We start from the raw sequence: 24926 nt of genomic DNA on the forward strand, positions 1-24926 counted from the left end.
CGAGGCCGTGTATCCGATGGCCTACGAGACCTTCGAGGACGTCACCGCAGATCTCCCGCGGTTCATCGAGAATGTCTAGAATTGCAAGCGGCTGCACTCGGCTCTCGGCTACCTCAGCCTCGTGCAGTTCGAGGAGCAACAGGCCCGGCGCCCTGTCAAAGCTGCAGCCTGACCCATGTCCGGCCCCAGGGGCCCACTCCATCCCCCCGCCTTTGCCTCCAACGTCCTGTCACGCTTCGCGGCCGGCCCCCGCACGCGCCAGCACGCGATCCGTGAACGCCCCGGCGCTGCCGAGATAGGCGCCGGGGTCGGTCAGCCGCCCGATCGCCGCCGCGTCGAGCCGTGCCGCCACGCGCCCGTCGCGCAGCAGCGCGGCGGTCAGGTCCAGCCCCTCGGCGATGGCAAGGTCGCAGGCGTCGTTGACGATGTGGTGTGCCTCGAGACGGCCGAAGACCGGCGCCAAGCCCATCATCACAGCCTCCCCCACGATCAGCCCCTGGGTGGCATCCAGGTTGCGGCGCATGCGGGCGGCGTCCACCACCAGCCCGTCCGCGATGAAGCGCGCCTGCGCGACCGCCCCGTGCGCCAGCAGGAAGGCCTGCGGCAGCGCCAGCATCTCGGCCTGCCAGGGGCCGGTGGCGCGCTCGAAATCCTGCGCCATGGCCGAGAGCATCTGCGGCACCAGCGCATGCACGCCGCGGGACTGCGACAGGATGTACTCGCAGGCGATGGGATTGCGTTTCTGCGGCATGGTGGAGGACCCGCCGCGGCCGCGCACATGCGGCTCGCTCACCTCGGCGATCTCGTTCTGCATCATCAGCATCACGTCGGTCGCGATCTTGGAGAGGCTGCCGCAGAGGATGCCGAGCCAGCAGGCGGCCTCATTGAGCCCGTCGCGCGCCACGTGCCAGGGGATGTCCGCTTCCACGAGGTCGAGTTCCCGCGCCAGTTCGCGCGTCACCGCCAGCCCCTGGTCACCCAGCGAGGCCAGCGTACCGGCGGCGCCGCCGAAGGACAGGCGGAGCGCGCGCGGGCGCATCTGGTCGAGCGTGGCGAGCGAGGTCAGCAGCGGCGAGAGCCAGACCGCGACCTTGCAGCCGAAGGTGGTCGGCAGCGCGTGCTGCAGGTGGGTGCGCCCGGCCATCACCGTGTCGCGATGCGCCGCCGCAAGGCGCGCGAGCCCGGCGCAGGTCGCGCGGAGGTCGGCCTCGATCAGCGCGAGCCCGTCGCGCATCTGGAGCACGAGCGCGGTGTCCATGATGTCCTGGGTGGTGGCACCCCAATGGGTCCAGCGGCCGGCATCGGGGCCGGCCAGCGCGGTCAGCTGCGTGACCAGCGCGACGACCGGATAGCCTGTGTTGCGCGTCGCCGCCGCCATCGCCGGGCGGTCGAGCAGCCGCGCATCCGCCGCCGCGGTGATGGCGGCCGCGGCGGCGGCCGGGATGATGCCGAGCCGCGCCTGCGCGCGCGCCAACGCTGCCTCCACGTCCAGCATGCGCTGGAGGAAGGCGTCCTCCCCCATCGCGGCGCGCATGGCGTCTGTGCCGTAGAGTGCGCCGAGCACGGCACCGTCGGCGGGGTTCACGGGCATTGCGTTTCCTCTCGCGTGTCGGCGCGGAGGAAAGCCCCGCCGGGCGCGATGATCAATAGACGACGACGGAGCGGATCGACGTGCCCTCGTGCATCAGGTCGAAGGCGGTGTTGATCTGATCGAGCGGCATGGTGTGGGTGATCAGGCTGTCGATCTCGATCTTGCCCTCCATGTACCAGTCGACGATGCGCGGCACGTCGGTCCGCCCGCGCGCGCCGCCGAAGGCCGTGCCGCGCCAGTTGCGCCCCGTGACCAGTTGGAAGGGCCGCGTGCTGATCTCCTGGCCGGAGGCCGCGACGCCGATGATGATGCTCTCCCCCCAGCCGCGATGGGTGCATTCCAGCGCCTGGCGCATCAGGTGCACGTTGCCCACGCATTCGAAGGAGAAATCGGCGCCGCCGTCGGTCAGGTCCTGGATGGCCTGCACCACCTTGTCGCGGCCGACCGCGTCGGGGTTCACGAAATGCGTCATGCCGAAGCGGCGCGCCATCTCCTCCCGCGCGGGGTTGATGTCTATGCCGATGATGCGGTTGGCGCCGACCATGCGGGCGCCCTGGATGACGTTCAGCCCGATGCCGCCCAGGCCGAAGACCGCGACATTGGCGCCCGGCCAGACCTTGGCCGTGTTGACCACCGCGCCGATGCCGGTCGTCACGCCGCAGCCGATGTAGCAGATCTTGTCGAAGGGCGCGTCGGGCCGGACCTTGGCCAGCGCGATCTCGGGCAGGACCGTGAAGTTCGCGAAGGTGCTGCAGCCCATGTAGTGGAAGACGGTTCCCTGGTCGCAGGAGAAGCGGCTGGTTCCGTCGGGCATCACTCCCTTGCCCTGCGTCGCGCGGATCGCGGTGCAGAGGTTGGAGCGCCGCGACAGGCAGGTTTTGCACTGCCGGCATTCCGGCGTGTAGAGCGGGATGACGTGGTCGCCGGCCTTGAGCGTGGTCACGCCCGCGCCGACCTCGCGCACGATGCCCGCGCCCTCATGGCCCAGGATGGCGGGAAACAGGCCCTCCGGGTCCGCACCCGACAGGGTGTAGGCGTCGGTGTGGCAGACGCCCGTCGCCATCACCTCGACCAGCACCTCGCCGGGCTTCGGGCCGCCGATCTCGATGGTCTCGATCGTCAGGGGCGCACCTGCTTTCCAGGCGACGGCGGCGCGGGTCTTCATGGTGGGCTGCTCCCGGATGTGCCGGCGCAGCATGAGGCGCCGCGCGGTGCCGGCGCAACCCGGCCCGCGGTCAGCCCATGCCGGCGGCGGCGCGGAGCGCCCGCGCCCGCGCCGTGACCTCGGCCGGCCCGTCGCCCGGCCGGTAGAGCGAGGAGCCGACGCCGAAGCCCGCCGCGCCCGCCGCCTTCCAGGCCGGGATCGTCTCCGCCGCCATGCCGCCCACGGGCAGGATCGCGGTGCCCTTCGGCAGCACGGCCAGCAGCGCGCGCAGCACGGCGGGGGAGGCCGCCTCGGCCGGGAACAGCTTGAGCGCATCGGCGCCGGCGGCCAGAAGGGCGAAGGCCTCGGCCGGCGTGAGGAAGCCGGGGCAGGCATGCAGGCCGCGGGCGCGGGCCGCGAGCACGAGGGCCGGGTCGGCATGGGGCGTCACCATCAGCCGCGCGCCGGCGGCGGTGATGGCGGCGACCTCGTCCTCGGTCGTGACGGTGCCGGCGCCGATCAGCGCGCGTTCCCCGAAGGCTGCGTGCAGGCGGCGGATGCTCTCGAGCGGCTGCGGCGAATTCAGCGGCACCTCGAGGATGTTCAGCCCCTCGGCCAGCAGCGCGGCGCCGATGGCTTCCACCTCATCCGGGCGCACGCCGCGCAGGATCGCGACGACGGGGCAGGCGTCGAGCCAGGGGGCGAGGCTCATGGCAGTCGCTCCGCGATCCGCGCGAGGCCCCGTGCCGCGGCATCGGCATCGGCGCTGCGGTGGGGCACACCGAAGGCATCGAGCGCGGCCGCGTAGCGCGTCGTCAACGCCGCGGCGCCGATCAGGACCACGGGCGGCGCCACGCCACCCTCGAGCGCCGACGCCACCTCGTGACCGATAAGCAGGCCCGAGAGGAAGGAGGCCGCCTCGTCTTCCTCGATCTCGTCGAACAGGGAGGCGGCGCGCAGGCCAAAGAGGTGGTGCAGCAACCCGCCCGGCTGCTTCGCGCGCGCGACGCCGCGGGCGAAGCCACCAGCATGGAACGGCGCGGACGGGTTCATCATGCGGGCCAGGATGGTGTGGCCCGAGAGCGCCGAGAAGGCCTCCCCGGTCAGGTGGGTCGCGAAGTGGAGCACGCGCCCGTCCGACACCTGCGCCCATTTGGAATGGCTGCCAGGCAGGCAGACCGTCGCCTCCGCGCCGCCGAGCGTCGGCAGCGCGCCCAGGATCTGCGTCTCCTCCCCGCGCATGACGTCGCGCGCGCCGCCGCCGCCGCGACAGGAGAGGCCGGGGACGATGCGAAGCTCCGCCCCCTCGAAGGGCACGCGGACGGCGGCGGCCGCCAGGCCATCGAGCCCGGCGGGGCAGTCTATGTAGGGGGCCTCGACCCAGCCCTGCCGGCTGCCGACCATGCCGCACATCACGACCCGCGTGTCGCCCTGGCCGATCCAGTCGCCGGCGGCGGCGTGCAGCGCCGCGGGGAATCCGTCAGAGTCGATGGACAGGATGCCGCGCGGCATGTCCCGACGCGCCATGATCTGGCCATCCGTCCCGAGCCGATACGCGCGAAGGCTTGTCGTGCCCCAGTCGAGCCCGATCATCTCGCGATCCTCAGAAAAATCTCACGGTAGAATGCCTGCCCCAGTCATGGCGAGGCAACACGTGATTCAGGACAAGGCATGCAATCGGCCCGCGAGCCCCGGCATGCCCGCCCTGCCGCGCCGCCCTCGCACGCCGAGCCGTGCGGCGAGGTGCAACGGCGGCTTGCGTGTCGCCCGCGCGGGGAGGAACATCGATCACGCCGGGGCGAGGATTGGGAGGATAACCATGAGCCCACGGCTGCTCGGCGGCGGCGCCATCGCGCTGGCGCTTGCCCTTTCACTGCCTGCAGCGGCGCAGATCGCCGTCTCGGGCAACGACAACAAGCGACGTCTCGAGAACGGCCAGAACCGCGTGGTGCAGGATGCACCGGCGGACACGGCGACGATCATCGACCTGTCCGGCCGCGCGCCGCGCGTGCTGGGGGAGGTCGCGCTGTCGCATTCGGTCGTCGGCCCGCCGACCTCGGTCGCCGTGACGCCGGACGAGCGCTTCGCGATCCTCACCTCGGCCGAGCGGATCGACCCGGCCAATCCCGCGCGCACCGTGCCCGACAACCGGGTGCAGGTGGTCGACCTGCGCGCCAGCCCGCCGCGCGTGGTCCAGACGGTCGAGGCCGGCGCCGGTCCCTCCGGCGTCTCGGTCAATCGCGCCGGCACCTTGGTGCTGGTCGCCAACCGCAATGCCGGCACCGTCAGCGTCTTCCGCCTGGCCGCGGGCAGCCTGACGCCGCTCTCCACCGTCACGATCGGCAACGCGACATCCTCCCCCGCGCATGTGCAGTTCACGCCGGACGGGCGGCGCGCGCTGGTCACGCGCGACGACGCAGCGGCGTCCTTCGTCTCGGTCCTGAACATCGAGGGCGAGACCGTGACGAAGACGAACCGCGACATCACGGCCGGCATCCGCCCCTACGGCATGGGCCTGACGCCCGACGGGCGATGGGCGGTAGCCGCGAATATCGGGCGCGGCAGCGGCGATGCCGACACCGTCTCCCTCATCAACCTGCAGCGGGAGCCCTTCCTCACCGTCGCCACGGCCACCGTGGGCGCAACGCCCGAGGGCATCCAGGCGAGCCCGGACAACCGCCATGTCGCGGTCACCATCCACAACGGCTCGGCGCGGCCGCAGGGCGACCCGCTGCGCGGGCGGGCGCAGCTCGTGATGCTGCGGATCGAGAACGGCCGCCTGCGGGAAGTCGCACGTGCGCCGGTGGGCGACTGGGCGCAGGGCGTCGCCTTCTCGCGCGATGGCCGCACCATCCTGGTGCAGAACATGGCCGACCGGAACATCTCGGTCTTCCGGTTCGAGGAAGGCCGTCTGCGCGACACCGGCCAGCGCATCGCGGTCAATGGCGGGCCGGCGGCCATCCGCACCGCCGATGTCGGCCCGCCGGTCCGGCGGAACTGACGCGCCTCAGCGGATCCGGGCCAGGGGGCCGAGGCCGGCGACCCTGCCCGGATCGGCCCCCGCCGCGCGGAGCGCGCCCCAGAGCGCCACGGCCACGGAATCCAGCACGGGCGGGGCGGCGAGGTTACGGGCCGCCTCCAGCCCGCGGAAATTCGTGCAGTGGATCGCGATGGCATCGCACCCCCCGGCGGCGACCTCGCGCGTCAGGCGCGTGACCAGCGCCGCGGGATGCTCGGCGAAGGAGTAGTTGCCCGGGTCCTCGAGGTGACGCTCGGCAGGCACGGCGTAGCCCGCGGCTTCGAGGTTCGCGACGATCGCCGCCTGCACGCTGCCGAGATAGGGCGTGACTAGGCCGACCCGCCGCACGCCGAGCGCCCGAAGCGCGTCATGCAGCGCGATCGTTGCGGTAGTGGCGGGAATGCCTGTCGCGGCTGTGATGGCGGCGCAGGTCGCGCGGTCGGCGTCGAGACCGAGCCAGGCCCCCGATGTGCCGTTCCAGCAGATCGCGTGCACCTTCGCGTCCGCCAGCATCTCGGCCGCCGCGACCATGGGGGCGGTGTCGAACTGCCCGGTCGATCCGCCGTCCAGCGTGATGGAGAGGACACGCAGCCGCTGGAAATGCGCCGTGACGCCCGGCGCCCCCTCCAGCAGCGCGTAGGTCGCGGGCTCGAGCACGGTGTTCGAGGACGGCGTCAGCATGCCGAGGCGGACGGCCTCCATCGTTCAGCCGCCCGTGGCGAGGCGCGGGTCGTTCTGCCCCCGCGTCGCCCAGCCCGTCGTGCGTTCCTCGATCGTGACCGCCACCCAGTACATCAGCACGCCCATGACGCCCGTGACGATCAGCCCGGCGAAGACCAGGGGGACGTCGAAGCGGGAGGAGGCGACGAGCATCAGGTGCCCGATGCCCTCGTTCGCGGCCACCGTCTCGCTGATGATCGATCCCACGAAGGCGACCGTGATCGCGACCTTCAGGGAGGCGAAGAAATACGGCATCGCGCGCGGCAGCCCGACCTTCATGATGATGTCGCGCGGCTTGGCGCCGAGTGCGCGCAGCACGTCGCGCAGTTCCGGTTCCACCGTCGCGATGCCGGTCGCGACGTTCACCACGATCGGGAAGAACGAGATCAGGAACGCGGTCAGCACGGCGGGCCAGAAGCCGGCGCCGAACCAGATCACCAGGATCGGCACGACAGCGACTTTCGGCACGGAATTGAAGGCGATCAGGAGCGGATAGAGCCCGCGGTAGACCAGGACCGAGGATCCGATCACGACGCCGAGCAGAAGCCCGAAGGCCACCGCCAGCAGGAAGCCGATCACCGTCGTGACCAGGGTCGCCCAGGCATTGGTCAGCAGCGGATGCCACCACTTCGCCATGCTCTCGGCGATCAGGCTGGGCGCGGGCAGGATGAAGGGCTGGATGTCGAGGGCGCGGACCATGGCCTCCCACGCCAGGAACATCGCGGCGATGACCAGCCAGGGCAGCGCGGCCTCGAGGCGGCGGCGGCGGCGCGCGGCGGCGACCAGCGCCTCCGACGAACGGGCGCTAGCGCGCATCCTGGGTGGCCTCCGCCTGGCGTGCCTCGGAGATCCGGTCGCGCAGCTCGTGCACGATCGCCTGGAATTCCGCCTGGTAGGTCAGGTCCAGACGGCGCGGGCGCGGGTAGGGCACCGCGCGTTCCGCGATGATCCGCCCGGGGCGGGACGACATGATCAGCACGCGGTCGGACAGGTAGACTGCTTCCTTCAGGTCGTGCGTCACCAGGATCACGGTGGGCTTCTTCGCGATCCAGACCTCCTGCAGCACGTCCCAGAGATCCTCCCGCGTGAAGACGTCGAGCGCGCCGAAGGGCTCGTCCAGCATCAGCAGCCGGGGGTCGTGCACCAGCGCGCGGCAGAGCGAGGCGCGCTGCTGCATGCCGCCCGACAATTGCCAGGGGAACTTCGTCTCGAAGCCCTCGAGCCCGACCAGCTTCAGCAGGCTGCGCGCGTGTCGTTCATAGGTGCCGCGCTGGGCGCGCAGCTGCCGCCGGTGCGGCTGCACCACCTCGAGCGGCAGCATCACGTTGTCGAGGATGTTGCGCCAGGGCAGCAGCGTCGGGTTCTGGAACGCCATGCCGGCGATCGAGAGCGGGCCCGCGACCTCGGTGCCGTCGACGATGACCGTGCCCTCGGTCGGCGGCCAGAGGCCGGTGACGAGCCGCATCAGCGTGGACTTCCCGCAGCCCGAGGGGCCGACCACGGCGACGAACTCGCCCTCCGCCACGTCGAGGCTGGTGCCGCGCAGCGCGAGCGTGCCCTCGACGCCGCCATAGCGCATCGAGACACCGTCGATCTGGACGAAGGGCTGGGTCATGGGCGCATCCGGTCGGGAACGGTCGGGGGCGGAGAACCTCCCCCGATCCACCTCCCTTCTCTGCAACTAGGCGCCGCCCCTGGGAGGCCTGGCACCAGACGACAAAGAAGGTTGAGGGGGGTCCGGGGGGAGAAGTTCCCTTCTCCCCCCGGTCTTCAGATGCGCCTGTCGGCGACGGGCGGCAGGAAGTCCGGCGTGTAGATCTGCGCCGCCTCCAGCCGTGGCGGCAGGTTGTAGGCTTCCTCCACCGCGCGGATGCCGGTCTGCAGCCGGCCCATGTCCACCGCCGAGATGCCGTTGGCGCGCACATGGTCGGTCACGACCACGCGCTCCGTGTTCATCTGGTGGCGTTCGGCCTCCAGCGCGACGTCGGTCAGCGGCTCGATGCGCTTCAACGTGTCCAGCATCTCCTGCCCGCTCGCGACCGTCTCCCGGAAGGACTTCAGCAGCGCGGCCGTCACGCCCCTCACCGCATCCGGGTTCCGCTGCAGGAAGGCCCGCGTGGTCAGGATGGCGCCGCCATAAAGGTTCAGCCCGTGGTCGTAGTACATCATCACGCGCTGCTGGTTGTGCGCGAGGCCAATGCCCTTGAGCGCCAGCGCCGAGGTGGTGACGAAGCCCGTGACGCCGTCGGCCTCACGGCGGACCAGCATCGGCTCGCGCAGCGCGGGCGTGACCGACAGGAAGGTGACCTTGGACGCGTCGACGCCGGCGGCCTTGGCGAAGGCCGGGAACAGCTGCCGCCCGGCGTCGAAGTCCGGCGCCGCGAGCCGCTTTCCTTCGAGGTCCTTGGGCGTGCGGATGGGCCCATCGGCGCGCACGATGGCGCAGAGCGGGCTGCGGTCGTGCAGCACGGCGACGGCAACGATGCCGCGGTCCGGGTTCTCGGCCATGAAGCGGATGGCGGGGTTCAGGTCGGCATAGCCCATGTCGTAGGATCCGCCGGCGAGCGCCACGGGCACGCCGCCCGAACCCTGGCCGCGGTCGACCTGCACCTCGAGCCCCGCGGCGCGGAAATAGCCCTTCTCCCGCGCGACCAGGGCGAAGGCATTGGGCGCCTGGAAGGCCCAGTCGAGCGTCAGGCGCACCCGGCTCGCCTGGGCGCGGGCCAGGCGCGGCGCCGCCAGGATGCCGCCGGTGGCGAGGAGCGCGCCGCGGCGCGTGAAGCCTGAAGTCATGCGTGGTCTCCCTTGCGGCCGGGCCTGACCGACCATTGACGCATCTCTGCGGCAAGGGCGGGCCGGGGCGCAAGCCGTCCGGAGGGTGGCGCGGCGCGGCGCGGCCAGCGTCCGGCCCGGAATTGCCTGGAAATCGGTCGGGACCGCCTGAAATCCGGGCGCCTTTCGGTCGGGCAGGCCCCCCGTCGCGGCCGGGCCGCGGCGGCGCTACACGGCTATCAAGGCCGCCAGGGCAGCGTCCCTGCCGGCAGCCGCCGCGCGGCCAGGCTCGCCAGCGCCATCAGCACCGCCACCAGGAGCAGCGCGAGGCAGGACACCGCCGCAGCCAGCGCCGTGCTGCCCGAATCCTGCAGGTTGAACACCAGCACGCCGAGCGTCTGGCTGCCCGGCCCGTGCAACAGCGCCGAGACCGTGACCTCGTTCACCGCCAGCAGCATGACCAGGATGGCGCCCGCGCCGAGCGCCGGGGCCAGCAACGGCAGGTGGATGGCCGCGATGCGCCGCAGCGGCCCCGCCCCCATGCCACGCGCCGCCAGGTCGAGCGCGGGGTCGAGCCGTGCCGCCGCGGCCGCCGCGGGCCTGAGCGCCAGCGCCTGGAACCGCGACAGGTAGGCGATCAGGATCAGCCCCGCCGTGCCGTAAAGCGCGCCACCCCCCGGCAGCGACAGCACGATCAGGATGGCCGCGACGCCGATGCAGGCGCCCGGCAGCGCATAAGGCAGGTCCGCCATGACGCCGGCCAGGCGCACGCTGCGGTGCGACTGCGCCAGCGCGATCGCCCCCGCCGCCGCCGCCAGCACCAGCGCCGCGACGCCCGAGAGCACCAGCGACCGCCCGAAGGCCGCCCCCGTCTGCGCGCCCGGCGCCAGCGCGGCCGCGAAATTGGCCAGGGTGAAGGTCGCGGCCGTCAGGCGCACGCCGATCGCGGGCACCAGCGCCGCCAGCAGCAGCGAAAGCATCGGCAGCCCGAGCACGACCAGCAGGTAGACCATCGCCACCGCCGTGCCCGCGCCGCGAAGCCGCAGCGGCATCGGCGCGAACGGCCGCCCCGTCGGCAGCGGCGCGGCGCGCGCGGCGAAGCGCTGGATGGCGAGCCCCGGGAGCGCCAGGCCCGCCAGCAGCACGGACAACAGCGCGACCTCGCCCAGCGCCTCTGGCCCGCCCTGGCCGAGGCGTCGCCAGATCAAGACGGTCAGGACCGGATAGCGCCCTGGGATGCCGATGAGCGCCGCGACGCCGAAATTCCCGAGCGCCGCGATCCAGGCGAGCCCCGCCCCGGCCGCGAGCCCCGGGAGGAGCAGCGGCCACGCGACCCGACGCAGCGCGCCCCCCGGCGACGCGCCGAGCCCACGCGCGGCAATCAGCGTCTCCCCGGGGATGCGCCGCACCAGCGCGGCCACGCCCAGGAAGACCAGCGGCGCGCCCTGCACGCCCAGCACCAGCACCATGCCGAGCGGCCCGTGCAGCGGATGCGCCGAGCCGATCGGCGGCGCCAGCCCGAGCGCCAGCAGCAGCGGCGAGCCCGGCCCTGCCGCCTGCAGGAAGCCGAGCGCCATGATCTGCGGCGGCACCAGCAGCGGCAGCACGGCTAGGAAGATCAGCACGCGCCGCCCCGGCACCTCCCGCAGCAGCAACAGCGCGGCCAGCGCCACGCCGAGCGTCACCGACAGCGCGGTCGCCCCCGCCGCGACCACCAGGCTGCGCCGCGCCGCCCGCCAGACCGCCGCATCCTGCGCGAGTTCGGCCCAGGCGCCGGCGCTGCCCGCCTCGACTGCCAGGCGCAGCATCGGAAGCGCGCCCAGCAGCAGCAGCCAGAAGACGGCGAAGCCCGCGAGGCCGGGGCCGGTGGAGACGGGGGTTCTCATGATGAAAAGGAAGCATCAGGGGAGAGAACTCCCCCTATACCGCTCTTTACCGAACCCGACGTCATGGCTGAAATGATGCGGGGCGTCGCGCTGTCCTTCCCGCTCGGAAATGCCCCACCGGCCTTGAGCATGGCGATGAGCTCACCGACGAGTTCGATCCCCGGCGGGTCGTCCGCCTCTTCGCCGGGGCTGACGACGACCTTTTCGATCAGCGCCCGGGCCGCCTCCAGGGCCTCCGGGTCCCGCCCGGCCTTGATGGCTCGGCGGAGCAGGGCGACATGATCGGCATACCCCTCCGCGAGACGCGGATGCAGCAGCGGTGCCGCTGGAGGCGCCTCGGCCATCGCCGCGACCAACACCTCTCGCCGCGCCTCCAATTCCTCGAACTTGCGCTGCACGCCGGGCGCCCTGACCCCATCGGCGATCGCCTCGACCAGGTTTTCAAGCCTGCGTTCGATCACCTGCAACTCGCGCCTCGCGGCGCCAGTGCCGGCGGTGGCCTCGGCGGTCAACCGGTTCCATTCGGCGATGAACGCCGAGGAGAACGCGGCCACGGCTTCTGGGCGCAAGAGACGGCTGCCGAGCGCCTCCAGCCTCGGTCGGCGGATCCAGCGCGAATTGTGGCAGCCATGCCCGCGTCGCGCGGGCAGGCAGCCGAGGTAGTCCTTGCCCATCGCGCTGAAGCCGCCGCCGCATACTCCGCATACGACCTTGCCGCTAAGCAGGTGACGTGGTCGGCGCGATTTCCAGAACGCCGGTACAGGCTGCTCCAGCTGCGGCGCAGCCTCGGCGGCCAGACGGGCCTGGGCCCGCTGCCACAGTTCGCCTGAGACGATGCGCATCGCTGGCACCTCCACCTCGACCACCTCCTCGGGCATGCGCGCGCGATAGACGTGCCTGCCACTGAGCGGATCACGAACGCGCGCATGCCGGTTCCAGCGCAGACGGCCGACATAGATCGGGTTGCGCAGGATGCCGTCGCCTCGGCCGGGCCGGCCGCGGATCGAGGTGTCGTACCGGGGCGTGCCGACCGGGCCGGGCACGCCCTCGGCGTTCAACGCTGCGGCGATGGCGCGCGGGCTGGCACCATGGACATAGGCGTCGAAAATTCGCCGTACGATGCTCGCCTCACCGGCGTCGACCTCGCGAAGGCCGCGTTCCGGCTCGCCATTCACGCCCAGGCGGCGGACCAGGCGATAGCCATACGGCACCCGCCCGAACGCGTGCCCCTTGCGGACACGCACCTCCTGGCCGCGATGCGTCTTGGCGGAGAGGTCCTTGAGATAAAGCGCCCCCATGGTGCCCTTGAGGCCGACATGGAGGTCGGACAGCTCGCCATCGGCCGAAGTGACGATCCTGACGCCGCTGAATTGCGCAAGCTTGTGGAAGGCGGCGACGTGCTCGAGGTCGCGCGAGAACCGGTCGAGGCCCTCGGCGAGCACGATATCGGCCTTGCCGCCCCGCATCGCTTCGAGCAGCGCCTGGTAGCCGGGACGGATGGTGGTGGCGCCCGAAATCGCGGCGTCGCTGTAGGTGCCGGCCAAGGTCCAGCCCTGCCGCTCGGCCCATCCGGGACGATGGCGGCCCCGCCAGCCTTGAGCATCGACATGAGGTTGCCCGTCAGCTCGATTCCGGGCGGATCGCCGGGATCGTCGGGCGGTGAGACGGCGACGGTGTCGATCAGGGCGCGCGGGCGGCCTCGAGGGCTTCGGCGCCGCCCTCGCGGCGAGGCGCGCCTGGGACGCCATGGTCACGATCCGCCGAAGCCGCCCCCGCCTGGCGTCGCGATCGTCACGCGCGTCCCTTTCGCCAGGGTCTGCTGGCGCCGTGTATCGGCCGGCACGCCGTCGAGCAGCACGGCCCCCGGCGCACCTGCGCCCCCTCCGAACAGCCCTGGCGCCCCGAAGCGGATCCGCTCCGTGACGAAGACCGCAGCGACGTCGTCGGACTCGCATTCGATGACCGTCTCCTGCCCCGCGCCGCCGCGTTGGTGCCCCGCCCCGCCGGATTCCGGACGGAGCCGCTTGTGGTGGATCAGCACCGGGGCGGTGCGTTCCGCGACTTCGATTGGCGTGGCGGAGATGTTGGACGGCCAGGAGATGCAGTCGACGCCATCCTGCGCCGCACCGGCGCCGGTGCCTCCGTTGAAGAAGAAGACATTTGCGAAGGAACGGCCGGCGGGATCGGTGCCGGCGATGTTCATGATCCAAAGGGGGCTTCCGGGCGCCGCGCGCACCTTGTCGGGCAGCGCCTCGGCCAGCGCGCCGAAGATCAGCACCGGGACGTAGTGCCCCGTCGCGGCCCGCCCACCCACCGCGGCCGGCCAGCGCGGGTTCAGGATGGACCCCTCGGGCGCATGGATATGGATCGCGCGGAAGATGCCCTCGTTGTTCGGCACCTCGGGCAGCAGCAAGGCCTTCAGCGTGAACACGGTCATCGCGCGGGTGTAGGCGAACACGCAATTCACCGCGCGCGGCTGCTGGGGGCTGGTGCCGGTGAAGTCCACATGCGCCTCGCCGCCCGCGATCCGGACCTCGACGGCGAAGGTGAAGGGGGCATCGAGGCCGTCCGTCTGCATGACATATCGCCAGCATCCGTCCGGCACGCCCGCGATGCGGCGGCGCATCTCGGCTTCCGAGCGGTCGAAGATCTCATCCGCCACGGCCTCGAGGCCGTCCAGCCGATAGCTGTCCATCGTGCGCCGGACGCGGTCGTCGATCAGCGAGACGGCGCCGACCTGCGCCCAGACATCGCCCTCCGTCTGGTCGGGGGTGCGGACATTGGTGCGCAGCAGCGTGAGCAGCGTCTGGTCCACCACCCCGTCCCGCATCAGGCGCATGGGCGGGATGTGGAAGCCTTCCTCGAACAGTTCGCGCGCCTCGGTGCTGCGGATCCGTCCGCCGATATCGGGGACGTGGCTGGTGGTCGCGGCGTAGCCGGCGACGCGCCCCTCCCGGAAGATCGGGCGGACGATCGAGATGTCGTTGAGATGGCCCGTGCCGATCCAGGGGTTGTTGGTGATGTAGACGTCGCCCGGCTGCATGCTGGCAGGCGGGATGGCGTCGCGCAGCGCGCGCACCGTCCCGGGCAGGGTGCCGATGAAGCTCGGGATGGAGCCCGTGTTCTGCGCAAGGGAGCGGCCCTCCGCGTCGGTCAGCACGCAGGCGAAGTCGTTCGCCTCGTTCGACAGGGTGGAGAAGGAGGTCCGGACGATGGCCTTCGCCGCCTCGTCCACCGCCGAGACGAGCCGCGTCCAGACGAGTTCCAGCGTGACGGGATCGAGCCGCGGCATCAGTCCAACTCCACGAGGATATTGCCCGAAGCGAGGACGGAGAAGCGGCCGGCAGGGCCGATGACGAGGGTTGATCCGGCTTCCTCGACCAGCGCCGGGCCGTGCCCCGTGAAGCCCGCCGGCAGGGCCGAACGGCGGTGGACCGCGGCTTCGGCGGCGACGCCATCCACCACGATGCGCCGCCGCCGCGCCACGGGCGGCGCCACGGCGGAAGCGACCGATTGCGGCGGAAGCCCGTGCGCCGCGCCGCGCAGCACCACCCGCGCATGCACGAGGTCGATCGGGACCTGCGGCGGCGGCCGGCTGTAGCGTGCCGCATAGGCGGTTCGGAAGGCGTCGCCGATCAGGGCGTGTACGGCCTCATCCTGCTCAGGCCAGGGTGTCGGCGGCAGCGGCACGGGCATGTGCGCGCCCTGGCCGACGCAGCGGGCATCGAGCAGGCGGGCGACGGACAGCGCCCCCTCCTCCAGGCCACTGCCCACGAGAAGCGAGCGCGCCTCCGCCTCCAGCGCCGCGAAGGCATCGCCCAGGAAGTCGGCGCTGCATCCATCCAGGCGCCGGCTGAGGCTGGTCACGCGATCCACACGCGGCGGCGCGGCGAGCATGCCGAGCGCCGAGGCGACGCCCGCCTCGGGCGGGACGATCATGCGGGGAATGCCGAGCTTGCGCGCAAGGTGGTAGCCATGGACGGGCCCGCCGCCGCCGGTGCAGACCAGCGTGAAGCCCTGCGGATCGCGCCCGCGCTCGGCCAGATGCGTGCGTGCGGCGCCGGCCATGGCCTCGGTCGCGATGTCGTGGATGCCCCAGGCCGCCGCGTCCTCCCCGATGCCGAGGGTTTCGGCTAGGGCGCGAATGGCCGCCGACGCCGCCTGCCGGTCGAGCGGCAGCCTGCCGCCCGCGAAACTCCCGGGATCGAGGTAGCCTAGCAGGAGGTTGGCGTCGGTCACGGTGGGCTGGGTGCCGCCTCGCCCGTAGCTCGCCGGCCCAGGTTCGGAACCCGCGCTGTCCGGGCCCACCTTGAGCAGCCCGATCGCGTCGCGCCGGGCGATGGAGCCGCCGCCTGCGCCGATCTCGATCAGGTCCACGGTGGAGATGCGGATCGGCAGGCCGCTGCTCTCGATGAAGCGCGCCTGGCGCGCCGCCTCGAAGCCGAAGACGATCTCGGGCTCGCCGTGCTCGACGACGCAGAGCTTCGCCGTCGTGCCGCCGAGGTCGAAGGCGAGGAGCCGCTCCTCCTCCGGCCCGGCGAGGAAGGCGCTGGCGAGCGCGCCGGCGGCGGGGCCGGATTCCAGCAACTGCACGGGCGCGCGGCGCGCCTCCGCCACATGGGTCAGGCCGCCGTTGGACAGCATGAGCAACAGCGGCGCCGCGATGCCGAGGCCGCCGAGTTCGGCGGCCAGGCGCGAGAGGTAGCGCTCGGCGAGTGGCGCGACATAGGCGTTCGCGGTGGCCGTCGAGCCGCGGTCGAATTCGCGCACTTCCCGGACGATGGAGGAGGACGCGGTGACCGGCAGGCGGGGGTGGCGCGCGGCGAGATGCGCGGCGGCCGCCTGCTCATGCGCCGGATGGAGGTCGCTGTGCAGGAAGAGGATGGCGATGGACTGCGCGCCGGCGGCCAGAGCGGCATCAGCCGCGGCCTCCGTTGCCGCAAGGTCCAGTGGGACGAGCACCGTCCCGTCCGCCTTCACCCGTTCGGGCACCTCGAAGCGGAGATGCGCCGGCACCAGCGGCGCCGGCGGACGCAGCGCGAGGTCGTAGAGCTCGTACCGCCGCTCCCGCCCGATATGCAGCAGGTCGCGGAAGCCTTCGGTGGTGATCAGCGCCGTGACGGCGCCCTTGCGCTCGATCAGCGCATTCGTGAACAGCGTCGTGGCATGCACCACGCGCCCGAGTTCGCGCGGCGAGACCCCGACCTCGGCCAGCAGCCGCCGCGTGCCGTCGAGGATGCCGAGAACCGGGTCCGCATGGGTGGTCAGGACCTTGATGTTCGCCGAACGGCCCCCGGCAGGGTCGTGCAGCACCAGATCCGTGAAGGTGCCGCCGATGTCGATGCCGAGCGATGGCGCGGAGGACGCGATCATTCTGCGCCCCGGTAGGGCGTCGGATCGGTGACGTAGCCGGCGGCGAGATCGGCGGCGAGCGCCTCAGCGCTGCGTGCGCGCGGATCGCCATGCCCGCCGCCGCCCGGCGTGCCGAGCGAGACCGTGTCCCCGCGCTTCAGCACGTATTGCCTCTTGGGATCGCTTGCCACGCCGTTGATCCGCAGTTGCCCGGGCGCGCCGTCCTGCCCGCCCTCGATGCCGAAGGCGGGGAAGATGGTGCGCTCCGCCAGGAAGGAGACGGCGATCGGGCTGTCCGACAGGCTCTCGATCAGGATCTCCTGACCGAGCCCGCCGCGGTGCCTGCCCGGCCCGCCGGAATCCGGGCGCAGCCTCTTGTGGTGGAAGCGGAGCGGGGCGATGTGCTCGCTGATCTCGATGGCGGTGGAGGAGACGTTGGACGGCCAGGACAGGCAGGTCACGCCATCTCCCCGCGCATTGCCGCCCATGCCGCCATTGTAGAAGAACATGTTGGCGTAGGGCCTGCCCGGCCCGCCATCGGCCGCCGGGCGCACGCCGGACTGGTTCATGCCCCACATCGGCGATCCCGCCGCGGCCATGACACGTTCCGGCACCACCTGGCCAAGGCAGCCGAAGACCAGCACCGGCAGGTAGTGCCCGATCAGCATGCGAGACCCGCCGGGCGCAGGGAACTGCGGGTTGACGATGCACCCTGCCGGCGCCGTCAGGCGAATCGGCCGCCAGGCGCCCTCGTTGTTCGGCAGGTTCGGGGAGGTGCAGAGCTTCACCCCGTACATGCACATGGCATAGGTGTAGCAGAGCGCGCAGTTGATCGCCCGGTCCACCTGCGCGTCGGTGCCAGCGAAGTCCATCTCGATCTCGTCGCCCCGCACCGTGAGCGCGAGGCGGATGGTGATGGGCGTGTCCATCAGCCCGTCGGTCTTGAGCTCGCTGCGGTAGGTGCCGTCGGGCAGGGCGGCGATGGCAGCGCGCATCGCCGCCTCGCAGCGCCCCTGGACCTCGGCGGCGAGGTCGGAGAGGTCGTCGAGCGCATAGTTCGACATCAGCGCGAGCAGCCGGTCCTCCATGACGTCGAGCGCCACCAGCTGCGCCCAGAGATCGCCCAGCGTCTGGTCCGGCGTGCGGACGTTCTGGCGCAGCATCGCGACCAGCGTGTCGTCCGCGACGCCCCGGCGCATGAGCTTGAGCGGCGGGATCTGCAGGCCTTCCTCGAACACCTCGCGCGGCTCGGGGCTGCGGATCTTGCCGCCGATGTCGGGTGCGTGAGCCGTGCTGGCGCTGAAGGCGACGAGCCGTCCCTTGTGGAAGATCGGCTTGGCCACCGTGATGTCCGGCAGGTGCCCGGTGCCGAGCCAGAGGTCGTTGGTGATCAGCACGTCGCCGGGTTCCAGCGTCTCCTCCGGGAAGAAGCGCAGGAAGTGCTTCACGGTCGCGGGCAGCGTGCCGATGAAGGAGGGGATGCTCTCCGTCGCCTGCACCAGGGATTCCCCGCGCGCATCCGTCACGATGCAGGAGAAGTCGTAGGATTCGCGCACGAGCGTCGAGAAGGAGGTCCGCACCAGCGCGGCCGCGGCCTCGTCCACCAGCGAGATCAGGCGGCGCCAGAGCAGTTCGAGTTCGACGGCGTCGAAGCTTCGGGCGGCCATCACGTGGCCTCCGGCATGTCGGCGACGAGGGATCCGTCGGGCAGCAGCGCGATGCGCGCGCCGGGGCCGACGACGAAGGTGCTCTCGTTTTCCTCGAACACCGCGGGCCCTTCCGCCGCGAAGCCGGGCGGCAGGGCGTAGCGGTCGTAGACGGGCGTCCCGACCATGCCGCCGGCCTCGGCGAAGTGGACGGGGCGGCTCCCCTTCAGCATCGTGCCGCCGCTGGCCGCGGCGAGGTCGAGCCGGCCTTCCGCGCCCGGCACCGGGGCGCTGAGGGAGAGCCTGAGCGCGACGAACTGGATCGCGGCCCCGGGCGGCGTTCGGCCGAACAGGCGGCGGTACTCGGCCTCGAAGGCGGCGCGGACCGCCTCCGGCGAGAGCGGCCGCGGCATGGCGACGGTAACCTCGCTGCCCTGGCCGATGTAGCGCATGTCCGCGAGCCAGCGCGTGTCGCGCCGCGCGAGGTCGGCGCCGGTGGCGGCGACGAGCGGCGCGGCCTCGTTCTCCAGCCGCGCGAAGGTCTCCTCGATCGCTGCCATGTCGGCCTCGGCGAAAGGGAGGTTGAGCGAGGCGACGCGATCCACGCGCGCGGGCGCCATCAGCATGCCGATGGTGCTGCCCGCGCCTGCGCCCGGCGGGCAGACGACGCGGCGGATGCCGAGCTTGCGCGCGACCCCCCAGGCATGGACGGGCGCCGCGCCGCCGGTCGCCATCAGCGCGTATTCGTGCGGCACGCGGCCGCGTTCGGCGATGGCGACGCGCGCCGCGCCGGCCATGGTCTCGTTCACCACGTCCTGGATGCCGGAGGCGGCGCGGGCAGGCTCGACCGCCAGCGCCGCGGCAAGCCGGCCGACCGCGGCCTCGGCGGCCGGCGCGTCGATTGCCATGGCGCCGCCGAGGAAGAAATCCGCGTTCAGGCAGCCGAGGGCGAGGTCGGCATCGGTAACCGTCGCCTCCGTGCCGCCGCGGGCGTAGCAGGCGGGGCCGGGCTGCGCGCCGGCACTGTCGGGGCCGACATGCAGCGTGCTGAGCTCGCTCCGCCGCGCGATGGAGCCGCCGCCGGCGCCGATCTCGATGAGCTCGACCGTCGCGATCTGGATGGGCAGGCCGGAGCCGCGCAGGAAGCGCCGTTCGCGCGCCGCCTCGAAGCCCCATGCGACCAGCGGCTGGCCGTCATCCACCAGGGCGAGCTTCGCCGTGGTGCCGCCCATGTCGAAGGCGAGCACGCGTTCGAGCCCCGCGTTGCGGCCGAACCAGGCGCCGGCCAGCGCGCCGGCCGCGGGGCCGCTTTCGAGCAACTGCACGGGCGCGCGCTTCGCCTCGTCCACATGCGTCAGGCCGCCATTGGACAGCATCAGGTGCAGCGAGCCGGGGATGCCGGCGGCGGCGATCTCCTGTTCCAGCCGCTGCAGGTAGATCTCGGACAGCGGGCGCACATAGGCGTTGGCGACGGCGGTGCTGGCGCGCGGGTATTCGCGGATTTCCGGCGCGATGTCGCTCGACAGGGAAATCGAAAGCGACGGGAAGCGCGCCGCGATCGCTTCCGCCGCGGTGCGTTCATGAACCGGATTGGCATAGGCATGCAGGAAGACGATGGCGAGGCTTTCCACGCCCTCTGCGACCAGCGCCCCGGCTTCCGCAACGCAGGCCGCGACGTCGAGCGGCGTGACGATGGTCCCGTCCGAAGCGAGCCGTTCCGGCACCTCCCGCCGCCACGGGCGGGGAACCAGCGGGCGCGGCATCTCGATGAAGATGTCGTAGAGCTCGTACTTCCGTTCCCGCCCGATCTCGAGCACGTCGCGGAAGCCTGCAGTGGTGATGAGGCCGGTGCGCGCGCCCTTCCGCTCGATCAGCGCATTGGTGAAGAGGGTCGTCGCATGCACGACGCGGCCGATCTGCGCGGGTGCGATGCCGTGCGCCCCGAGCAGCCGCGCGATGCCGGCCATGACGCCGCGGGCCGGATCGTCCGGCGTCGTGCTCTCCTTCCAGATGAAGGCCCGGCCGCTCAAGGGGTCGAAGGCGACGATGTCGGTGAAGGTGCCGCCGATGTCGATGCCGAGGGAATAGGTCGCGGCCATGTCGCGAAGTCTCTCCTTGCGGTCAGGCGGCGCGGGAGCGCCGCAGGCGCGCAATCCCGCCGAGGGCGAGGATGAGCGCGATGCCACCGAGATCCGTGAGCGACCCCGGCGTGATGAGCAGCAGCGAGGCTGCCGCGAAGCCCAGTCGCTCGATCATCCGCAGCGGTACGAGAAACCAGCCGATGATCGCGACCGACAGGGCGAAGATGCCGAGCGTCGCCGTGACGAAGGCGAGCCCGACATCGAGCGGCTCCCCCATCCCGAGCAGCTGCGGCCCGAAGACGAACATGTAGGGAATGAGGAAGATCGACAGCCCAAGCCGGAACGCCACCCAGCTGGTCCGCCACGGATCGCTGCCCGCGACCGCCGCCGCGGCGTAGGAGGCAATCGCGACGGGCGGCGTGATGGAGGATTTGGAGGCCACCCACATGATGAACATGTGCGCGGCGAGCAGCGAAACGCCGCCCTGCACGAGCCCCGGCGCCAGCAGCGCCGCCATGATGATGTAGGCGCCAGACGTCGGCATCCCCATGCCGAGGATGATGCCCATGATGGTGGTCAGGACCAGCAGCACGATGGTCTGTCCGCCCGCCGCATCGAGGATCAGCCCGGACAGCCGGAGCCCGAGCCCGGTCTGGCCAATGATGCCGACGAGTATGCCGCCCACCGCACAGGCCACGGTGACGGGCGCGACCAGGCGCGGCGCCTCGTTCATCGCATCCCAGCAGACCTTGAGAATGCGGCGCCGGTTCGGCGGGTCGAACAGCACCAGCAGCACCGCGAGCGTCGCGATCGCCCAGACCGCGGCCGTCGTCGGCGTGTAGCCGTCGGCCAGGATCGCGATCATCACGAAGATCGCGACGAGCAGGTAGCCGCGTCGCGTCAGGACCTCAAGCGCCGTCGGCGCATCCGGGTCCACGAAGGCCGCGAGCTTCAGGCGCCGTGCCTCGAGGTCCACCATGATGAAGACCGCGATGGCGTAGAGCGCTGCCGGGATGACACTGATGCCCATGATGGTGGCGTAGGAGGCGCCGGTGAATTCCATCATGATGAAGGCGGCCGCGCCCATGATGGGCGGCGTGATCTGCCCGCCGGAGGAGGCGACGGCCTCCACCCCCGCGGCGAATTCCTTGTTGTAGCCGCTGCGCTTCATGGCGGGGATGGTGAAGGCGCCGGTCGTCACGACATTCGCCGCCGAACTGCCCGACAGCATGCCCATGAAGGTGCTGGCGACGACGGCGCTTTTCGCCGCACCGCCCACGGTGCGCGCGGTCAGCGCGCGGGCGAGGTTGGTGAAGAAGTCCCCCGCGCCGCTCGCCGCCAGCAGGGAGCCGAACAGCACGAAGTGGAACACGTAGTTCGCCATGACGCCGAGCGGCGCGCCGAACACGCCTTCCGTCGTCAGGTAGGTGTATTCCAGCACCGCCTCCAGGCTGTAGCCGCGATGCCAGAGCGCGCCGGGCAACTGGTTGCCGAACAGTGCATAGGCCAGGAAGACCAGCAGGATGATGACGAGCACCCAGCCGACCGTCCGCCGCGCCGCCTCCAGCACCACGAGGAGCAAGCCGATCGCCAGCACGGTTTCGGTCAGCGTGAGCGGCTCGACGAACAACATCCGCTCGGTCACGTATTGCGCGTTGAGGAAGAGGTAGCCGGTTGCGGCGCCGGCGATCCCGATCAGCGCGAAATTCCAGGCGAGGGCCAGCGGTCGCACCGCCCCGTCCTGCCCGCGGGCAAGGAACAGCACGACAAGGGCGAGCAGCAGGTGCAGCGGGAAATGCACCTCCCCCACCGGCGTGCCGAAGAAGCCGGTCCAGAGGTGGTAGGCCGACATCGACACCGCGACGAGGGTGCGAGCCCGTTCCAGCCAGGCGGCAAGGCCGCCTGGCGCATCCGCCGTGCCGATCACTGTCGGCTCAGCGCAGGACGCCGGCCTCGCGCCAGTAGCGGGCGGCGCCGGGATGGAATTCCATGCCGGAAGTCTGCGCGAACTCCGCGAGTTGCAGGTTCGCGAGCGAGACGTGGATGGCGCGCAGCTTGGCGATGTTCTGCGCCATGGTCCGCGCGATCCAGTACGCCTGGTCGTCGCTCATATCCGCGCGGATGAACAGCAGCTGGTCGGTCACCACCGTCGGCACCGCAGCCACCTGGCCACGATAGGTGTCGGCCGGGATCGCGCCGTCCCGGAAACCCGGGTTGAGCTGGCGCATGCGCGCGCGCAGGTCACCGTCGATCGGGAGGAAGCGTACGTCGAGGCTCTGCGCGACCTCGAGGAAGGCGGGGCTCGGCAGCAGCGTCGTCGCCGTGAAGCCGACCACGCGCCGGTCCTTCATCTGCGAGGCGCCGTAGCCCTGTCCGCCACGGGTGAGCTGCAGGTCCTCCTCGCTCATGCCAGCGGCTCGCAGCGCGAGGCGGAAGGCCTCGGTCGTCACGTTGCCGACGGGCTGGGACGCGAAGGGCCGGCCCCGCAGGTCGGCGAGGCTTTGTACGCCGCTGTCGGCCGCGACCACGATGTGCACGTGGTTCGGACCGATCATGCCGATGCTGCGCAGGTTGGTGATGGGCGCACGGAACGGCGCCTGGCCTGCGGCAGCGGCCGGCGGCACGACACTCATGGTGAAGCCCATCTCGCCGCGCCCCGCCGAGACGACGGCAAGGTTCGAGACGCCGCCGCCGACCTCGCTCGAGGCACGCACGCCGGCTTCCTGGAAGATGCGCGCGAGGCCGCCGCCCATCGCATACCAGGACCCGCCCTGTGGCCCCGTGAAGATGGTGAGCTGCTGCGGCGCCTGTCCCTGTGCCGCGGCGCTGCCCGGCAGGACGGCGAAGCCCAGCGCGACGGCCAGACCGGTGGAGGCAAGAATCCTGCGCATCATCGAAGGCTCTCCCGGTTGCTCTCAGGGAGTATGGAACCGCCCGGCCGCGATTGCCTAGACACCGATCGCCACCGGCGGATCGGCGGCCGAACGCCATCGCCCCCCGACGGCGATCATCGCGCCGCATGCGTTCAATAGGCGTGCGGCATCTCGGCCCAGGCGCGGAATCCCGGCGAAGCCGCAACGCGCCGCGCGCGGATGAGGTCGCGCCAAACCGTCCCTGCCTCGATCAGCCGGTTCATCCCGGCTGGCCACACCGCGAGACTCATGGCCTCCGCGATCTTTCCCTCGCCGACATCCGCGGCGTAGGCGGCCTCGATCTCGACCGCGAGCGCCCAGGACTGGGACAGCGCCGCATGCACGCCGATGAGGGCGATCCTCGCGAGCCCTTCCGGCACGGGCGAACCGGCCAGCAGCGCACGGGCCGCATCGGAATAGGCACGCGCGGCAGGAAGGGCGGCAAAGTGGGACTGCCAATGCGCGTCCAGGAAGGCGAACGCCCGCGCGCCGCGCGCCAACGCCACGAGCCGCCAGCACGCCTCCGCCTGGGCATCCGTGCCGCCGGTGTCGCGGAACAGCCGCACGTGATGCGTGCCGACATGTTCTTCGCAGGCAATGAGGATGGCGAGCCACACGAACTCGCGCTCGAAGGCCGTGAGGTGGCGATCGGTGAGCGTGAGCGCCCGGTACATCACCGCCGCGGCGTCCTGCAGATCGGGCAGCGCCGCCGCCATCACGCCCTGGTTCGGGAGCAGATAGCCGCGCGAACGTCGAACCGCCTCCAGCCGTTCCCGCACCGCGGCAGCATCGGGTAGCCCGTTCGCACTGGTCATCTTGCACCCCGTCCCGATGGTTCTTCAGCGTGACGTTCACACGCAGCTGGTCGGCTGACGAGAGCGTGTCGGCGCAACTCGCGCGCTTGCAAGGACATCATCCGCGCGGGTTGAGGTGCAGCACCGCGGGAGGTGGGTCTCTCGAGACGCGCGCCGACGCAGCGGCGCATCCTCGGGGTCCGTCGCCGATCCGGCCGACCGTCAGCAGGTGAGCGGCACGGGCGGCCGCGCATCCGTGCTAGGCTCCGAGGCCGCCGTCGGGCTCGCCGCGCATCTCGGCGAAGACGGTCTTCGCGACGATCAGTGCCTCACGCACCGCCGGCAGTCCGACATAGCCGCTCATGTGCAGCAGCGCCTCCGACAGCTCGACCTCGGTCCAGCCCATGCGTCGCGCCATCCGTAGGTGGATGGCGAGTTCCGGCCAGGCATGGATGGCGGTGTCGGACACCACGCAGATCAGGGCGCGCGTCTTCAGGTCGAGGCCCTCGCGGGACCAGAGCATCCCGAACACGGCCTCGCGCGCGTAGTCGCCGAACGTCTCCATGATCGGGTCGTCGTAGACGCCCTTGGCCATGCGCCCGACCGCCGCCTCGCCAATCAGGCGGCGGCGCACGGCATCGCCCCTCTCCCAGAGTTCACCCTTCGACATGTTCATCTTCCCCTCGGGTCACGGTCGGCGCTTCGATGCGGCGTCGCCGGATCCTGTTCGCGCCGCCGCTGGCCCGGATCCGCAGCGCGGCGGTCAGATTATCGCGCCTGCAGCCATCTCCACCAACCCGGCATTCGGGAAGCGAGCCGCGCCCCGCTCAGCGGCACCGCGCCGCGACGCTGCGGGAGATGCACGCCGCCGGCCTCGGCCCGGCGGAAGTGCGCCGCCGGGCCATGGTCGGTCCCTGGACGCCGCGGCGCATCGTCCGGCCCGGCTGGCCGGGTTGCGGCCATGGTCCCGCCCCTGAGAACGGATCCTCTGCGAGGGTAATTTTTTCCG

Annotated in this window: 19 protein-coding genes; 1 reads left to right on the plus strand and 18 read right to left on the minus strand. The window is 71.7% G+C overall.

All coding sequences use genetic code 11. From position 1 onward, the window contains the following. Window positions 1–229: 229 nt before the first annotated feature. The 4 genes from E8M80_RS23330 to E8M80_RS23345 form a co-directional block, all read right to left on the minus strand. A complete protein-coding gene (locus E8M80_RS23330; protein ID WP_137128139.1) occupies window positions 230–1591 on the minus strand; it encodes an adenylosuccinate lyase family protein in 1362 nt (453 codons plus the stop codon). Between the two features lie 52 nt (window positions 1592–1643). Next, entirely contained in the window at window positions 1644–2756 is a 1113-nt protein-coding gene (locus E8M80_RS23335) for an S-(hydroxymethyl)glutathione dehydrogenase/class III alcohol dehydrogenase (RefSeq protein WP_137128140.1), read from the minus strand. Window positions 2757–2826: 70 nt separating this feature from the next. Continuing rightward, window positions 2827–3447, minus strand: a complete 621-nt coding sequence (locus tag E8M80_RS23340) for a 2-dehydro-3-deoxy-6-phosphogalactonate aldolase (RefSeq protein WP_137128141.1) — start codon at window positions 3445–3447, stop codon at window positions 2827–2829. Continuing rightward, window positions 3444–4328, minus strand: a complete 885-nt coding sequence (locus E8M80_RS23345; protein ID WP_137128142.1) for a 2-dehydro-3-deoxygalactonokinase — start codon at window positions 4326–4328, stop codon at window positions 3444–3446. Before E8M80_RS23345 ends, E8M80_RS23340 begins: the two co-directional genes overlap by 4 nt. 226 nt (window positions 4329–4554) lie before the next feature. On the opposite strand from E8M80_RS23345, the gene E8M80_RS23350 reads away from it, so the two are divergent. Next, window positions 4555–5736, plus strand: coding sequence for a beta-propeller fold lactonase family protein (locus tag E8M80_RS23350; RefSeq protein ID WP_170979599.1), 1182 nt, complete (start codon window positions 4555–4557; stop codon window positions 5734–5736). Between the two features lie 6 nt (window positions 5737–5742). Here the strand turns inward: E8M80_RS23350 and E8M80_RS23355 are convergent, their stop codons facing one another. The 14 genes from E8M80_RS23355 to E8M80_RS23420 form a co-directional block, all read right to left on the minus strand. Continuing rightward, window positions 5743–6456, minus strand: a complete 714-nt coding sequence (locus tag E8M80_RS23355) for an aspartate/glutamate racemase family protein (RefSeq protein WP_137128144.1) — start codon at window positions 6454–6456, stop codon at window positions 5743–5745. A 3-nt stretch (window positions 6457–6459) separates the two neighbouring features. After that, window positions 6460–7290, minus strand: coding sequence for an ABC transporter permease (locus E8M80_RS23360; RefSeq protein ID WP_137128145.1), 831 nt, complete (start codon window positions 7288–7290; stop codon window positions 6460–6462). Continuing rightward, window positions 7280–8089 (minus strand): ABC transporter ATP-binding protein, encoded by an 810-nt coding sequence (locus E8M80_RS23365; protein WP_137128146.1) that lies wholly within the window; start codon window positions 8087–8089, stop codon window positions 7280–7282. Before E8M80_RS23365 ends, E8M80_RS23360 begins: the two co-directional genes overlap by 11 nt. A gap of 155 nt (window positions 8090–8244) precedes the next feature. After that, a complete protein-coding gene (locus E8M80_RS23370) occupies window positions 8245–9267 on the minus strand; it encodes an ABC transporter substrate-binding protein (protein ID WP_170979600.1) in 1023 nt (340 codons plus the stop codon). Window positions 9268–9485: 218 nt separating this feature from the next. Continuing rightward, window positions 9486–11132, minus strand: coding sequence for an iron ABC transporter permease (locus E8M80_RS23375; RefSeq protein ID WP_137128148.1), 1647 nt, complete (start codon window positions 11130–11132; stop codon window positions 9486–9488). Continuing rightward, window positions 11129–12880 (minus strand): recombinase family protein, encoded by a 1752-nt coding sequence (locus E8M80_RS23380; protein ID WP_137128149.1) that lies wholly within the window; start codon window positions 12878–12880, stop codon window positions 11129–11131. The genes E8M80_RS23375 and E8M80_RS23380 overlap by 4 nt, the downstream gene beginning before the upstream one ends. A gap of 2 nt (window positions 12881–12882) precedes the next feature. Continuing rightward, entirely contained in the window at window positions 12883–14424 is a 1542-nt protein-coding gene (locus tag E8M80_RS23385; protein WP_137128150.1) for a hydantoinase B/oxoprolinase family protein, read from the minus strand. After that, window positions 14424–16505 carry a hydantoinase/oxoprolinase family protein gene (locus E8M80_RS23390; protein ID WP_137128151.1) on the minus strand — a complete coding sequence of 694 codons (2082 nt, stop codon included), beginning with the start codon at window positions 16503–16505 and terminating at the stop codon, window positions 14424–14426. Before E8M80_RS23390 ends, E8M80_RS23385 begins: the two co-directional genes overlap by 1 nt. Then, window positions 16502–18151 carry a hydantoinase B/oxoprolinase family protein gene (locus E8M80_RS23395; RefSeq protein WP_137128152.1) on the minus strand — a complete coding sequence of 550 codons (1650 nt, stop codon included), beginning with the start codon at window positions 18149–18151 and terminating at the stop codon, window positions 16502–16504. The genes E8M80_RS23390 and E8M80_RS23395 overlap by 4 nt, the downstream gene beginning before the upstream one ends. After that, complete coding sequence (locus E8M80_RS23400; RefSeq protein ID WP_137128153.1) at window positions 18151–20229, minus strand: hydantoinase/oxoprolinase family protein; 2079 nt, start codon at window positions 20227–20229, stop codon at window positions 18151–18153. Before E8M80_RS23400 ends, E8M80_RS23395 begins: the two co-directional genes overlap by 1 nt. Window positions 20230–20251: 22 nt before the next feature. Continuing rightward, on the minus strand, window positions 20252–22138 hold the full coding sequence (locus E8M80_RS23405; RefSeq protein ID WP_137128154.1) for a TRAP transporter fused permease subunit: 1887 nt from the start codon (window positions 22136–22138) through the stop codon (window positions 20252–20254). 7 nt (window positions 22139–22145) lie between these two features. Further along, the gene (locus E8M80_RS23410; RefSeq protein ID WP_137128155.1) at window positions 22146–23105 is read right to left on the minus strand and encodes a TAXI family TRAP transporter solute-binding subunit; all 960 of its coding nucleotides are present in this window, start codon (window positions 23103–23105) and stop codon (window positions 22146–22148) included. Window positions 23106–23236: 131 nt separating this feature from the next. Then, window positions 23237–23938: a hypothetical protein gene (locus E8M80_RS23415; protein ID WP_137128156.1), complete on the minus strand. Its 702-nt coding sequence runs from the start codon at window positions 23936–23938 to the stop codon at window positions 23237–23239. A gap of 238 nt (window positions 23939–24176) precedes the next feature. Next, entirely contained in the window at window positions 24177–24587 is a 411-nt protein-coding gene (locus E8M80_RS23420; protein WP_170979602.1) for a carboxymuconolactone decarboxylase family protein, read from the minus strand. Window positions 24588–24926: the final 339 nt, after the last annotated feature.

Origin of the sequence: Roseomonas sp. HF4 (assembly GCF_005222755.1) — a bacterium.
GTDB lineage: Bacteria > Pseudomonadota > Alphaproteobacteria > Acetobacterales > Acetobacteraceae > Neoroseomonas.

Excerpts from the sequence above, each read along its gene's own strand:
- E8M80_RS23330 (WP_137128139.1), bottom strand. The coding sequence starts at position 1,591 with ATGCCCGTGAACCCCGCCGACGGTGCCGTGCTCGGCGCACTCTACGGC.
- E8M80_RS23335 (WP_137128140.1), bottom strand. The coding sequence starts at position 2,756 with ATGAAGACCCGCGCCGCCGTCGCCTGGAAAGCAGGTGCGCCCCTGACG.
- E8M80_RS23340 (WP_137128141.1), bottom strand. The coding sequence starts at position 3,447 with ATGAGCCTCGCCCCCTGGCTCGACGCCTGCCCCGTCGTCGCGATCCTG.
- E8M80_RS23345 (WP_137128142.1), bottom strand. The coding sequence starts at position 4,328 with ATGATCGGGCTCGACTGGGGCACGACAAGCCTTCGCGCGTATCGGCTC.
- E8M80_RS23350 (WP_170979599.1), top strand. The coding sequence starts at position 4,555 with ATGAGCCCACGGCTGCTCGGCGGCGGCGCCATCGCGCTGGCGCTTGCC.
- E8M80_RS23355 (WP_137128144.1), bottom strand. The coding sequence starts at position 6,456 with ATGGAGGCCGTCCGCCTCGGCATGCTGACGCCGTCCTCGAACACCGTG.
- E8M80_RS23360 (WP_137128145.1), bottom strand. The coding sequence starts at position 7,290 with ATGCGCGCTAGCGCCCGTTCGTCGGAGGCGCTGGTCGCCGCCGCGCGC.
- E8M80_RS23365 (WP_137128146.1), bottom strand. The coding sequence starts at position 8,089 with ATGACCCAGCCCTTCGTCCAGATCGACGGTGTCTCGATGCGCTATGGC.
- E8M80_RS23370 (WP_170979600.1), bottom strand. The coding sequence starts at position 9,267 with ATGACTTCAGGCTTCACGCGCCGCGGCGCGCTCCTCGCCACCGGCGGC.
- E8M80_RS23375 (WP_137128148.1), bottom strand. The coding sequence starts at position 11,132 with ATGAGAACCCCCGTCTCCACCGGCCCCGGCCTCGCGGGCTTCGCCGTC.
- E8M80_RS23380 (WP_137128149.1), bottom strand. The coding sequence starts at position 12,880 with ATGGCGTCCCAGGCGCGCCTCGCCGCGAGGGCGGCGCCGAAGCCCTCG.
- E8M80_RS23385 (WP_137128150.1), bottom strand. The coding sequence starts at position 14,424 with ATGCCGCGGCTCGATCCCGTCACGCTGGAACTCGTCTGGACGCGGCTC.
- E8M80_RS23390 (WP_137128151.1), bottom strand. The coding sequence starts at position 16,505 with ATGATCGCGTCCTCCGCGCCATCGCTCGGCATCGACATCGGCGGCACC.
- E8M80_RS23395 (WP_137128152.1), bottom strand. The coding sequence starts at position 18,151 with ATGGCCGCCCGAAGCTTCGACGCCGTCGAACTCGAACTGCTCTGGCGC.
- E8M80_RS23400 (WP_137128153.1), bottom strand. The coding sequence starts at position 20,229 with ATGGCCGCGACCTATTCCCTCGGCATCGACATCGGCGGCACCTTCACC.
- E8M80_RS23410 (WP_137128155.1), bottom strand. The coding sequence starts at position 23,105 with ATGATGCGCAGGATTCTTGCCTCCACCGGTCTGGCCGTCGCGCTGGGC.
- E8M80_RS23415 (WP_137128156.1), bottom strand. The coding sequence starts at position 23,938 with ATGACCAGTGCGAACGGGCTACCCGATGCTGCCGCGGTGCGGGAACGG.
- E8M80_RS23420 (WP_170979602.1), bottom strand. The coding sequence starts at position 24,587 with ATGTCGAAGGGTGAACTCTGGGAGAGGGGCGATGCCGTGCGCCGCCGC.